This window comes from Bacillus sp. AFS077874 (assembly GCF_002566505.1).
GTDB lineage: Bacteria > Bacillota > Bacilli > Bacillales > Bacillaceae_G > Gottfriedia.
The window spans coordinates 211,798-224,706 of the sequence record NZ_NUYF01000012.1 but is presented as its reverse complement, the minus strand read 5'-3'; the positions used below and the strand labels follow the sequence as shown (position 1 = coordinate 224,706).

The window sequence follows — 12,909 nt, the reverse complement described above, 5'->3', positions numbered from 1 at the left end:
TTTTCAAAAAGCTCTATTAAATTAAATTTACAACACAAAAAGGCTGTCAATATGACGGCCTTTTGTTTGTAGACAATATACAAAAACTTAAGTTTTCAAAATGATAAACAAGTAATAATTTCATTCTTTTTTTATACAACATTTACATTTTATTTCATTTAGGTCCAATGCCACCACTATGGATACTCTCGACTTAACTTGGGATTGCTCCATTAAATCTGCTATGCATAACGAGAAAAATCCTCCCTTTTTAATCAGGAAGGATTTTATTTACCTCATATTATTTAACTTCTATTGTATCTTTCTTCATCTAAGGTCGAAGCGATCTGCATTCATGACCTTAACCCATGCAGCTATAAAGTCACGCACAAACTTCTCTTTGTTATCATCTTGTGCATACACTTCTACTATTGCACGTAGCACTGAATTTGAACCAAACACTAGGTCAACACTAGTTGCTGTTCGTACTTTCTCACCGGACTTGCGATCACGGCCTTCAAATACGTCTCCGTCTACAGGTGTCCACGCAATTCCCATGTCTAGCAAGTTTACAAAGAAGTCATTAGTAAGTGTACCAACTCGATCAGTAAATACTCCGTGTTGTGTGCCATTATAGTTTGTACCGAGTACGCGCATACCGCCTATAAGTGCAGTCATTTCTGGGGCAGTTAGGCCTAACAATTGTGCCTTATCTACTAATAGCTCTGCTGAATTTACACTATACTGTTTCTTTTGATAGTTACGGAAACCATCAGCTATAGGCTCTAGCACTGCAAAGCTTTCTATATCTGTTTGCTTTTGTATCGCATCGCCACGTCCTGGAGTAAAAGGAACTTTTACATCAAAACCTGCATCTTGTGCAGCTTTTTCTACTGCGGCACTACCACCAAGTACAATCAAGTCGGCCATGCTGACTTTCTTGTGCAGATGGTTTTGTACGCTCTCTAATGCATTCAGTACCTTTGCAAGTTGGTCAGGCTGATTTACTTCCCAATCCTTCTGTGGATTTAGTCGAATTCGAGCTCCATTAGCACCGCCACGCATGTCTGAGCCACGGAAAGTACTTGCTGAAGCCCAAGCAGTATTTACTAACTCGCTAATAGTAAGTTCTGTATCTAGGATCATTAATTTGATTTTTTCAACTTCTGCATCAGTTATTTCATATTCTGAGGCAGGTATAGGATCTTGCCAAATTAGAACTTCTTCAGGGACTTCTGGACCAATATATCTTGAACGAGGCCCCATATCTCTGTGCGTTAGTTTAAACCACGCACGTGCAAATGCATCAGCAAAATCTTCTGGATTTTCATGGAAACGACGAGATATCTTTTCGTATTCTGGATCAAAACGCAATGCCATATCAGCAGTAGTCATCATGGTAGGAACACGAACAGTTGGATCTTCTGCATCTGGAGCAAGATCATTTTCTTCAGGATTTACAGCAAGCCACTGAAACGCACCTGCTGGACTCTTAGTAAGCCACCATTGATATTTAAACAATAAGTCAAAGTAACCATTGTCCCATTTTGTTGGGTTCGCAGTCCACGCACCTTCAATACCACTAGTAATTGTGTCACGACCTTTACCAGTGCCATGTGTGCTTAGCCAGCCTAATCCTTGGGAATGAACCGGAGCTGCTTCTGGTTCTGGACCAACATGAGCAGCATCTCCTGCGCCGTGAGCTTTACCAAAGGTATGTCCTCCAGCGATTAGTGCAACTGTTTCTTCATCATTCATTCCCATACGAGCAAAGGTTTCGCGTATGTCACGACCACTTGCTACAGGATCTGGATTACCATTTGGTCCTTCTGGGTTAACATAGATAAGACCCATTTGAACTGCAGCCAATGGATTCTCAAGGTCACGATCACCAGTGTAACGCTTATCCCCTAGCCATTCCGTTTCATTACCCCAGTAGACGTCTTCTTCTGGATGCCAAACGTCTTCACGTCCTCCTCCAAAACCAAATGTTTTACCGCCCATTGATTCAATAGCAACATTACCTGTAAGTATAAATAAATCAGCCCAAGAAATTTTATTACCATACTTTTGCTTAATCGGCCATAGCAGACGACGGGCTTTATCTAGATTTCCATTATCAGGCCAACTATTTAGTGGAGCAAAACGTTGTGTACCAGTTCCTCCACCGCCACGGCCATCCCCTGTACGATATGTACCTGCTGAGTGCCAAGCCATACGTATAAAGAATGGACCATAATGTCCATAATCAGCAGGCCACCAATCTTGACTGTTTGTCATTAGATTGTGAAGATCCTGTTTAAGCGCTTGATAGTCTAACTTTTTAAATGCTTCTGCATAATTAAATTCTTCATCCATAGGGTTAGATTTTCTGTCATTCTGATGTAGAATGTTCAAATTTAACTGGTTTGGCCACCAGTCTTTATTTACTGTACCAGCTGATTTCGGAGTAGTAGTGCTACCATGATTAAACGGGCACTTTGCAATGTTAGAATTGTCATTCATTTCCATACTTTTTTCCTCCTTAAAAGTAAATAAATACCCAAATAATTATGTATCTTGTATTACTTTTCAAACAAGATATGATTAATTATTATGCAATCATTATATTAAACTATTACATATAATAATAGAAATAACTATCGCAAATATGATTTTATTCAGAACAATGTGAACAATTCATGACATTAACTTTTATTGCGGAATACTTTGTCCAACTAAAGTTCGAATAGTGACAACAACTAATTGTTAATACAATTTCATTTCAAACATTATCCCTCATTGTTTTTATGTAATCGTTCATAAGCATAACCTCGAATATTTTCAATTACTTACTTCTACATTTAATACAAATCGACCTGCTATCTAATTGATTTACCACTTTTTTATTTTTCTTAATTAAATGATTTGCAGGTAAGTAAATCAATATCTTCCTTTAAAAAATACGAAAAAAGCTCTTCGAATGTTGAAGAGCTTTTCAGAATGTTGAAATACAAAACGGCCTATAGGAAATTTAGTGTAATATTATTGATGTTCAATTTCAATTGACTTACAAACTGATTAATATTCATTTAGATTACACTAAGTAAAGGATTTTAAATTAGGTTTATATCGTAAATTTTTTTTTGATGAATAAGTTGNNGCCCCATGGAAAGCGAGCATCCTGTAATGGAAATCAACATCACTCTACTCCTTTACGAAAATTTGATAATTAATTGACAAGACTTTTTTTCAACATATTAAAAAGCTCTTCGAATGTCGAAGAGCTTTTAACTATTACATACCCCAAATTAATGTCCAAAGAGTACCGAAAACAATTGCTACTGCAATAAATACTGCGTAACCTAAATTGATATATAATACTCCTTTATTTTCATTTTCATTCATATGCATGAAAACAATTAACTGAAGACCGCCTTGTAATAATGCAGTTAAAATTAAAATAATAAATGATACATTAAACGGTAAATGTAAATAATAAACACTTAAAGCTATGATTGTTAGAACAAGTGATTGGATGAAGCCAACCACTTGATGCTTAGGGAATAATGCGCTCATCCAATCAGTCCTTTCACGTAAACAAAACTAAAGATAAAGATCCATACTACGTCTAAGAAGTGCCAGTATAATGAATAAATAAATGTTTTGTTTGCTGTAGTTTCTGTAATTCCCTCACGAGAAACTTGAATTAAGATTGCAATACCCCATAACATACCGAATGATACGTGGGCACCGTGAGTACCTAATAATACGAATAATGCTGATAATGCTCCACTACTTTGGATTGTTGCGCCTTCATGAACATAAGTAAAGAACTCTGTAATCTCTACTCCTAGGAAGACTGCCCCTAAAGCTAGTGTTAATACAAGGAAGCTTATAAAAGCTTTTTTGTGATTTAATTTTATTGCGTTTACGACTAAACCAATCGTAAAACTACTTGTTAATAGGGCAAATGTTTCTATCATTACACCTTTCATCTCAAATAATTCTTTTTGAGTAGGTGCTGAACCAGTGTTATTTGCTAAAGTGAAGTAAACTGCGAACAATGTTCCGAATAAAGCAATCTCAGCTCCTAAAAATATCCAGAAGCCTAGAATCTTATTAGAACTTTCTTCACCTAGACTATACAGAGGCCTGCTGCTCATAGTGATCACCTCGTAATTTTTTCTCTGTTTCAATAATTTCTTCTTTATGAATATGGAAGCCATGATCGCGTTGGAAAGAACGTGCAATTAAGCAAAGTGCGATAGGAACTGCAAATACAATCATTGGAACCCACCATTCAAATATTAAGAAGAAACCAAATGCCATAAATGCTGCCCCTAAAATGAATGGTATACCACTATTACTTGGCATATGAATATCTGTAATCTCACCTTCAAGTAATGATTTACCTTCTTTTTTAGCTTTCCAGAATGGATCTAAAGAATCAACTTTTGGAATAACTGCGAAATTATAAGGAGCAATTGGACTGCTTGTAGCCCACTCTAATGTTCTTGCATTCCATGGATCACCAGTTGTTTCTCTTGGTGCGTAACGTACACTGTAATAAATATTGTAAACAAGTAAACAGAATCCGATTGCTAACCCTACAGCTCCAATTGTAGCAATCATATTTAATGGACCGAAACCTGACTCTGCACTATAAGTATAAGTACGACGAGTCATACCTTTTAATCCTAATAAGAATAATGGGAAGAATGTTACGTTAAAGCTAACGATAATTGTCCAGAACGTAATCTTACCAATTTTTTCATCTAATTTGAAACCAAATACTTTAGGGAACCAATAGTAGAATCCTGCGATTACCGCAAAAACAGTACCTGGAATTAATACATAATGGAAGTGAGCAACTAAGAACATCGTATTATGATATTGGTAGTCAGCACTTGCCATAGCTAGCATTACACCTGTAACCCCACCGATTGTAAAGATTGGAATAAATGCTAGTGAGTACAGCATTGGAACGGTAAATTCGATCTTACCTTTTCTTAATGTAAACAACCAGTTAAAGATTTTAACACCGGTTGGTATACTAATTGCCATTGTTGTAATACTAAAGAAGCCATTTACAACAGAACCTTGACCCATCGTATAGAAATGGTGAACCCACACAAGGAAACTTAGAGCAGAAATGGCGATCATACTAACAACCATGCTCTTATATCCGTATAAATTCTTTCTTGAGAAAGTAGCTATAATTTCACTGTATATACCGAATGCTGGAAGAATAACGATGTAAACTTCAGGATGTCCCCAAATCCAGAATAAGTTCGCCCAAAGCATATCATTACCATGTGCCATCGTAAAGAATTGAGTACCAAACTCACGATCAAACATCATTAATGCTAAAGCTACAGTTAATACTGGGAATGCGAATACGATAATAACGTTTGTAATTAAAATACTCCAAGTAAACATAGGCAATTTCATTAATTTCAAGCCTGGAGCACGCATTTTTAAAATTGTTACGATAAAGTTAATACCAGTCATTAAAGTACCGAGACCAGCGATTTGAAGCGAAATAGCGTAATAGTTATTCCCAACGCCTGGGCTGAATTCCTTACTAGCTAGTGGGAAATAAGCTGTCCAACCAGCATCAGGTGATCCACCGATAACAAAGCTTAAGTTTAAAAGCATTGCACCTGCAAAGAATAACCAGAAACTTACTGCATTTAAGTAAGGGAAAGCTACGTCACGAGCTCCGATTTGTAAAGGAATAACGATATTCATTAATCCAATAATGAAAGGCATCGCCATGAACAGAATCATAATCAAGCCGTGAGTTGTAAAAATTTCATTATAATGTTGTGCATCTAATATTTTTAAATCTGGTCCTGCTAACTGTGCTCTCATTAGTAATGCGTCTACTCCACCACGGAATAGCATTAATAATGCACACAGAATATACATTACACCGATACGTTTATGGTCAACTGTTGTTAACCATTCTTTCCATAAATAACCCCATTTTTTAAATTTGGTTAAACCAATTACAATAGCAAGAGATACAACAACGATACTCACCATTGCGCCATAAATCATTGGTTCACCTGTTACAAAAAAGTGATCCCATTTAAAACCCATTATTTCATCCCCTCCATATTATCCATGTCATGGTGATCAGATGAATCCTTCATAGAACCATGTTGATGTCCTGCATTTTTTCCTTCTGGAGCTGGTCTAAATCCTAAATGAGTCGAAGTATATGTCTTTCTACCTAAATGCTCAATTTTTAGTAATTTATTAAACTCTGTTTCTGTTAAAGCAGGAGCTGTTTCTTTAACGTCCTTTACCCAGCCGTTAAAATCCTTATTATTCATTGCTAGTACTTCAAATTCCATTCCAGCAAAGCCTTTACCATTGAAGTTACTGTTCTTACCAATATAAGAACCTTCATTGGAAGCAACAAAATTTAATTTAGTTACCATGTCACTCATTGCATATTTTTGTCCACCTAATTGTGGAATCCAAAAACTTGTAATAGGACCGAATGAATAAAGTCTGAATTCTACATTTCTATTCGTTGGAATATTTACATAGTTAACAGTTTCAATTCCTTGTTCAGGATAAGAGAAATGCCATTTCCAGTTTGAAGAACTTGCATAAATAACAAGTGGTTTATCATTTTCATGACCTTTTGGTACACTCTCAACCGCATTTGTTGTTTTAACAGTTACTACTGATAAAACCGCAACAATAATGATTGGGATGACAGTCCAAATTATTTCAAGTGTTTTACTTCCCTCTTCATGAGGCGGTTCGTAATCTTTTGGAAGTTTACTAGCACGATATTTATATAGAATAACAATATAAAGAATGTAAACTACTAGTAAAACTCCTAACATCATCAACATCGAGAAGATAATCGTATCCGCTTGCGTTTTAGCAACAGGACCCTTTGGATTAAGAACTGCAATCTTATCACAAGCACCCATTACTAATGCAACCAGCATGATCATCATGCCCATTAGAAATTTTTTCATTTCGCTCTTCCTTCCTATAACGTAAGTAAAAGTTCAAAATAGTTTTTTTGAATTATTTCTTAGATAAGTATTTTTATAAATTGTCACCAAAATGACAAACAATGTCCACAGTTATAGTAAGATACTTTAATTAAAAAAACAAACAATTAATTTCCATTTTGAAAGGAAAAAAAGAGTGTTCACATTTTAGACATATTTGAAAATATGGTCTTTTCTTTAAAACCTATTTATATCAATGGTTTAACACGATTGCTCATTTCTTCACAACGTTCACATTTTAGACAAATATTAGATTTTGATTAACTTTTAGTACACATTTCGAAACTTTCACATTAGTAAATTAGTATAATATTTTTTATGGAATTTCACGAAATAATCTGTATTTTCACACAAAAAAATAACGCAGAATGATCTGCGTCAAAAAACAGGGTTATTAATTTGGTGAAGAGAAAAACTACTGTCCTAGCGCGTTCTTCTCTTCTTTAGGGTTTTTGGGGGTTCTAGGGTCGCATTCCACATTTTAATGTGCATACAAACGAAGAACTAAGAAAAACAATAGCTTATTTCTTAAACTTCTTTTATTAATCTTAGATTACCATAAATGAAAATGATTATCAATACCAATTATTGGTTTTTTCATCCATAGAAATAATCTAAATAGCAATTGTTCAAGATAATATGTTCATTAAGAACTGTGCAATCAAAGTTGGATTTTCAATATTAGGAATATGTCCAGCTTTCAAATTATGTATTGTCATCCCTCTTTCCTTTGCACGCTCTACAGATCGAAAAATTCCATAATATAATGGATTTTGTTCTTTTTCTGTACAATTAATATAGGAAGTTCTAATATTGTCTAACTCCTTATTTTTAAGGTTAAGCGGTGTTTTAAAACATTTGTGAGGATGATCAGTTAGACGATGATCATATCGATCTTCATCTACTACTGGAACTTTCCAACCCTCACCTTTTGTATCAATCAAACCTTGAAGGAAATGTACTATTTCATTTGGAAACAAATTAACAACTGCCTCACCATCATTTAATAACATCGCATCTAAATAGATAACTTCATCAATTAATTCTGGAATTCGATCAACTACACCTGAAGCTACTGCACCACCATAGCTATGACCAATTAGAACAATATTATGTAAATTTTCATAATGAATCACATTAACAATGTCATTTATTGCAGTGTTTAAATCTATTTCTTTATTCGCTAAATGAAACCTTTCCCCACAACCAGTCATTGTAGGTGTATATACTGTATGACCCTCTTTTTCTAATATTATTTTTACCTCTTTCCATGCCCAGCCCCCTGAGCTCATTCCGTGACAGATAACGATTGTTTTCATCCATTTCACCTTTTCACATTTTTTTGATCTTTGTTTTTTACACAAAGCCAAATAAATATATTCAATGTAAACTTAGTAAAACCCTATTTAGAAAAAATTAAACTTATTTAATTTTTAAGTTATAATGAGAGAAAAAAAGGTGAGACATTTATGCCTCAATTATTAATTAAAGGGATTTCAACTGATGATATTTGCAAAATTAGTAAGTCTTTAATCGAAGAACTCGCAGTGGTTTGTGAATGTGGAACTGATAATTTTACAATTGATTGTATCCATTCAACTTCAATTTTTAATGGTGAAATTGTAGAAAGCTTTCCATTCATTGAAGTAAGGTGGTTTGAACGTGGCGGTGAAACTAGAGATCGTTTCGCGGCTACAATCGAAAAACATATTAACACTTTGACTATACCTGAATTTGAAATTGCTTTTATTACATATCAAGAAGATTGTTATTATATAAATGGGAAGAAATTTTCATAATGATATTTCGATATAATTTAGGTCAGCTTAGCAGCTGACCTTTTTTTTTTGGAAAATCCATATTTCTGGGGCATGTGTACCTATAGGACAATGTCATTTCGGGACATTTCAACTATGTGGACAAATATACAAACTAAAAAAAATGGTCAACTGACTAAGTACATGATTAGTAAAATTGAATATTAGTATATTAATCGGACAAGTAGGACACAAAAAAATACTACCGATTAGGGAAAGGTGAATAAGAATGAATTTTGAAATTGCAATGACAGCATTTGTTTTCATTATGACAATGGCTGTCATATTCTGGAGACCAAAAGGAATTCATGAAGCATGGCCTGCTTCAGTTGGAGCTATAATCATTCTAGTAACTGGAATTGTTACTCGACACGATTTATATGATATTATTACGAAAATCGGTGGAGCCTCAATTACAATTATTGCAACAATTGTTATGGCTGTTATTTTAGAAAGCTTCGGGTTCTTTCATTGGTCAGCAGCTCGATTAGTTACATTGGCCAAAGGTTCTAGTTATCGATTATATTGGTACATTCAATTACTATGTTTTTTAATGACATTACTTTTTAATAATGATGGTAGTATCCTAATTACAACACCTATACTAATAATTCTTTTAAAAAATCTACGTTTAAAACCACATCAACAAATACCCTATCTATTATCTGGTGCTTTAATTGCCACTGCTTCAAGTGCTCCAATAGGCGTAAGTAATATCGTAAATTTAATAGGTTTAAAAATCGTACACATGCCACTTTATATGCAACCTTTAATGATGTTTGTACCTACAATGTTAGGCTTATTATTTATGTCGCTTATGATGTATTTCGTACTAAAAAGTAAATTTCCAGAAGTGTTACCTGCTTCAACAAATGATATTGAAGAATCCTTTTTTATTAAAAATTTTCATCCTTTAAAAAGTAAAATCTCTGTTGAAACAAAAAGAAAAAGAACAAAGTTTATGCTTAAAATATTAACTTTTGTATTTGTTATGAGATGTTTACTGTTTGTTGCTTCGTTTATTTCAATTCCAATTGAAATTGTTGCTGTACTTGGTTCTCTCATTTTGCTTATATGGAGATGGTACCATTTAAGAACAAATCCTGTAGATATCTTAAAAAAGACACCTTGGCAAATTCTTTTATTTGCATTCTCAATGTATGTAATTATTTACGGACTTCACAATGCTGGTCTAACTGATTTTATTGTAAAAGAAATTGAACCAATCGTTAATCAAGGTCTTTTTAATGCCACTTTGGCAATGGGTGGATTAGTAAGTGTATTGTCAAATCTTTTTAACAATCACCCTGCCCTTATGATTGGCACAATCAGCCTAACTGAAATGGGACTAGATCCAGTGACACTAAAAGCAATCTATCTTGCTAATATAGTTGGTAGTGATATAGGCTCGCTATTGTTACCTATTGGAACATTAGCATCATTAATTTGGATGCATATTTTAAAGGAAAATAAAATTAAAGTAAAATGGAAAGATTATTTAAGCGTCACTATAATTGTGATCCCATTAACAACAATTATTTCTTTAATACTATTATTTTATTGGATACAATTATTTTTTTCTTAATTTAATTACCCTTTAGGAGGAGATCTACATGAGTGATGTATCTACATTGCTTGGTGAACAAGTCTCAGTAAGATTATCTGGAGATGTCATATTCGAAGGAATTCTTACTGATTTAGGACAAGATATTTTAGTGCTTTTTAACGGCATAAAATATTATTATATCCCTTGGATGCATATCCATATGGTATATCAAAATAATGATTTAAAAGAAAAAATAAATAACCCTAATGAACCATCCATTACACAGGAAATGGAGACAATTTCATATCGTAAAATTTTACTAAATGCTAAAGGAATATTTTCAGAAATCTATGTAACTGGTAATATAACTTTTCATGGTTATATTATGAACGTATTAAATGATTATCTTGTATTTTACTCACCTGTATTTCATACAATGTATATTTCATTATCACATTTAAAATGGATCACACCATATAACCATAGAGTGGTGCCATATAATTTAACAAATGAGATACTAGCAGTACATCCACCTACTATTCCTTTACACAGGTCTTTAGAAATTCAGCTTAAAAAAGAAATTGGAAAACTTATTATTTTTGATGGTGGAACAGATCCAATGAAGATTGGGCTTTTAAATAAAGTAGATAATAATCAAATAGAACTTTCCGTTGCGAGTGGACAAAATGTTTATCTAAAACTGGGACATATAAAATCTGTACACTTACCTTAGCTGGATACAACCTTTGATACAAAATGTATTTAAAGGTTTTTTTTTTGAAAAAGCAGCGATTCATTGCTTTACCTTAAAAATATAATGAGTTTTAAGTAAAAAAAAGCCCCATGCTATGCTTGGGGCTCTTAATCTTCTAATCTTTATTTACGTAAATAGAACCATTTCTCGTTTTAACATTAAGTTGATTTTCACCATTTCCAACCATCGCCTTATTTGTATGATTTTCATCTTTATTTTTCATTTCCCATCCAATATTACCACTAAAACTACCATCATTTGTTTCCGCATTGATTGTGAGATTGTTATCCTTTAGTAGGTCGATTTGAATTTCACCATCATCAGAAGAAATTTTACTATTACCATTTAATAATGCTTCCTCAACATTAATTGCACCATTATTTGTTTTTGCGTTAATTTTTCCTTTATAATCACTTAAGTTAATTTCACCATCATAAGTCGTTATTTCACTTGTTCCGTCTATGTTTGCATGTTCAATCGAAATGCTACCATCTCTTGTAGTGGAATTTAAATATCCAGAAATATTTTTGATTGTAATTTCACCATCATTCGTTGCAATTTCACTATCACTATTTAAATTTGCATTCGTTAAGCTGATTGAACCATTTCTAGTTTTTGCAACTAAGTTTCCAGTTACATTCTCAATATTGATTTGACCGTCATTTGAATTTATTACTGTTTTATTTTCCTTATTAGTTAAATTTACAGAGCCATTTTTTACGTTTATATAAGTTAAAATACTTTTAGGTAAATCAATATTTAGTTGGGATCTGTTATGATCAAAGTGGAAAATCTGATTGTCATCATTACGAATCTCGATAATCATTTTATCACCAAGTGTTTTTACTGAATAATAATCAGATACTTTTTCACTGTCTTTTTTATTACGATCTGAAACTCTTATATTACCATTTACGTTTACCGCACTAGAATCAGTTCCATTTACACTAATTTCACTATTATTAGCTTTAATAATAACTTCATTAATTGATGAAGTTATCGTTTTCGAATCATTTATTTCAATATTTTTTGATTTGAATGTATAACCTATTTCTTTGATAAACAGGTGACCAATACTAAATAGTAACGAAACACCCATCATTAATATAAGTAAAAAAATACTAAATCCATGAAAACGAAGTGTGTCTTCTTTTCTTACTATATTGAATAGTAATATTTCAATTCCTAATAAAATACAAGCAACTGGCCATGCATTAATTAGAAGCTTCGAATAAGGAATTGAAATAAAATTTTGTAGAAACCATAGCAAACCAATTGCGATTAATATAATTCCCGCTGTTATAGTGCCGACCTTCCAATTCCTCATACTTCTTTTTTCGACTTTCCAGTTAATAATTTAATACCAAGTCCAACAAAAACAATACTGATTAGTAAATTTTGTACTAAATTATAGTCAATATAGATATTGTAATGTCTAGAAATATAATCAGAAGCGTTCTCTAGTAATGATAAGCAACCAAAACCAATTAATACCCAACCAATTAAAGACTTATTAAATTTAAATTGATGATTTAGGACTGGCTCATCTACTAATTCAATGTCTTCACGATATTTACTATGATATTGAAGCGCATCAAAGTAGCTATAAAATACGATGACTGGTATAAAAAATCCAAAGCTTGAAATTAAATGTGTTAAAAATACTGTACCGAAAAATAACAGCATAAACTGCAATCCTCGACTCATTAATCCTAAATAAAAATGGCCAAGACCAGGTAGGATTGATAATATATAAACTAATTTTTTACGTTTTTTCAAAGTTTGTAC

General features: G+C 33.0%; 11 protein-coding genes. 3 read left to right on the top strand and 8 right to left on the bottom strand.

The annotated features are described in order from the left end of the window. Window positions 1-306 precede the first annotated feature (306 nt). The 6 genes from katG to COJ46_RS13695 form a co-directional block, all read right to left on the bottom strand. Complete coding sequence (gene katG, locus COJ46_RS13720; protein ID WP_097975823.1) at window positions 307-2,490, bottom strand: catalase/peroxidase HPI; 2,184 nt, start codon at window positions 2,488-2,490, stop codon at window positions 307-309. Between the two features lie 765 nt (window positions 2,491-3,255). Then, window positions 3,256-3,537, bottom strand: coding sequence for a cytochrome aa3 quinol oxidase subunit IV (gene qoxD, locus COJ46_RS13715; protein ID WP_097975825.1), 282 nt, complete (start codon window positions 3,535-3,537; stop codon window positions 3,256-3,258). Continuing rightward, window positions 3,534-4,124: a cytochrome c oxidase subunit 3 gene (locus COJ46_RS13710; protein ID WP_025672298.1), complete on the bottom strand. Its 591-nt coding sequence runs from the start codon at window positions 4,122-4,124 to the stop codon at window positions 3,534-3,536. Before COJ46_RS13710 ends, qoxD begins: the two co-directional genes overlap by 4 nt. Further along, window positions 4,102-6,066, bottom strand: a complete 1,965-nt coding sequence (qoxB, locus tag COJ46_RS13705; RefSeq protein WP_097975826.1) for a cytochrome aa3 quinol oxidase subunit I — start codon at window positions 6,064-6,066, stop codon at window positions 4,102-4,104. Before qoxB ends, COJ46_RS13710 begins: the two co-directional genes overlap by 23 nt. After that, the gene (qoxA, locus tag COJ46_RS13700) at window positions 6,066-6,965 is read right to left on the bottom strand and encodes a cytochrome aa3 quinol oxidase subunit II (RefSeq protein ID WP_097975828.1); all 900 of its coding nucleotides are present in this window, start codon (window positions 6,963-6,965) and stop codon (window positions 6,066-6,068) included. Before qoxA ends, qoxB begins: the two co-directional genes overlap by 1 nt. Before the next feature lie 668 nt (window positions 6,966-7,633). After that, complete coding sequence (locus tag COJ46_RS13695) at window positions 7,634-8,323, bottom strand: alpha/beta hydrolase (protein WP_097975829.1); 690 nt, start codon at window positions 8,321-8,323, stop codon at window positions 7,634-7,636. A 150-nt stretch (window positions 8,324-8,473) separates the two neighbouring features. Between COJ46_RS13695 and COJ46_RS13690 the strand changes: the two genes are divergently transcribed. From COJ46_RS13690 to COJ46_RS13680, 3 genes are all read left to right on the top strand, one after another. After that, window positions 8,474-8,803, top strand: a complete 330-nt coding sequence (locus COJ46_RS13690) for a DUF1904 family protein (RefSeq protein ID WP_097975830.1) — start codon at window positions 8,474-8,476, stop codon at window positions 8,801-8,803. A 247-nt stretch (window positions 8,804-9,050) separates the two neighbouring features. Next, window positions 9,051-10,406, top strand: coding sequence for an arsenic transporter (locus tag COJ46_RS13685; RefSeq protein WP_097975831.1), 1,356 nt, complete (start codon window positions 9,051-9,053; stop codon window positions 10,404-10,406). A 28-nt stretch (window positions 10,407-10,434) separates the two neighbouring features. Next, on the top strand, window positions 10,435-11,100 hold the full coding sequence (locus tag COJ46_RS13680; RefSeq protein WP_097975833.1) for a DUF2642 domain-containing protein: 666 nt from the start codon (window positions 10,435-10,437) through the stop codon (window positions 11,098-11,100). 136 nt (window positions 11,101-11,236) lie between these two features. On the opposite strand, the gene COJ46_RS13675 is transcribed toward COJ46_RS13680, so the two are convergent. Both COJ46_RS13675 and COJ46_RS13670 read right to left on the bottom strand, forming a co-directional pair. Further along, window positions 11,237-12,448, bottom strand: a complete 1,212-nt coding sequence (locus COJ46_RS13675) for a DUF4097 family beta strand repeat-containing protein (protein WP_097975835.1) — start codon at window positions 12,446-12,448, stop codon at window positions 11,237-11,239. Then, complete coding sequence (locus COJ46_RS13670) at window positions 12,445-12,900, bottom strand: hypothetical protein (protein ID WP_098566007.1); 456 nt, start codon at window positions 12,898-12,900, stop codon at window positions 12,445-12,447. The genes COJ46_RS13675 and COJ46_RS13670 overlap by 4 nt, the downstream gene beginning before the upstream one ends. Window positions 12,901-12,909: the final 9 nt, after the last annotated feature.

Coding starts and splice junctions, on each gene's coding strand:
- katG (WP_097975823.1), bottom strand. CDS start 2,490: ATGGAAATGAATGACAATTCTAACATTGCAAAGTGCCCGTTTAATCAT.
- qoxD (WP_097975825.1), bottom strand. CDS start 3,537: ATGAGCGCATTATTCCCTAAGCATCAAGTGGTTGGCTTCATCCAATCA.
- COJ46_RS13710 (WP_025672298.1), bottom strand. CDS start 4,124: ATGAGCAGCAGGCCTCTGTATAGTCTAGGTGAAGAAAGTTCTAATAAG.
- qoxB (WP_097975826.1), bottom strand. CDS start 6,066: ATGGGTTTTAAATGGGATCACTTTTTTGTAACAGGTGAACCAATGATT.
- qoxA (WP_097975828.1), bottom strand. CDS start 6,965: ATGAAAAAATTTCTAATGGGCATGATGATCATGCTGGTTGCATTAGTA.
- COJ46_RS13695 (WP_097975829.1), bottom strand. CDS start 8,323: ATGAAAACAATCGTTATCTGTCACGGAATGAGCTCAGGGGGCTGGGCA.
- COJ46_RS13690 (WP_097975830.1), top strand. CDS start 8,474: ATGCCTCAATTATTAATTAAAGGGATTTCAACTGATGATATTTGCAAA.
- COJ46_RS13685 (WP_097975831.1), top strand. CDS start 9,051: ATGAATTTTGAAATTGCAATGACAGCATTTGTTTTCATTATGACAATG.
- COJ46_RS13680 (WP_097975833.1), top strand. CDS start 10,435: ATGAGTGATGTATCTACATTGCTTGGTGAACAAGTCTCAGTAAGATTA.
- COJ46_RS13675 (WP_097975835.1), bottom strand. CDS start 12,448: ATGAGGAATTGGAAGGTCGGCACTATAACAGCGGGAATTATATTAATC.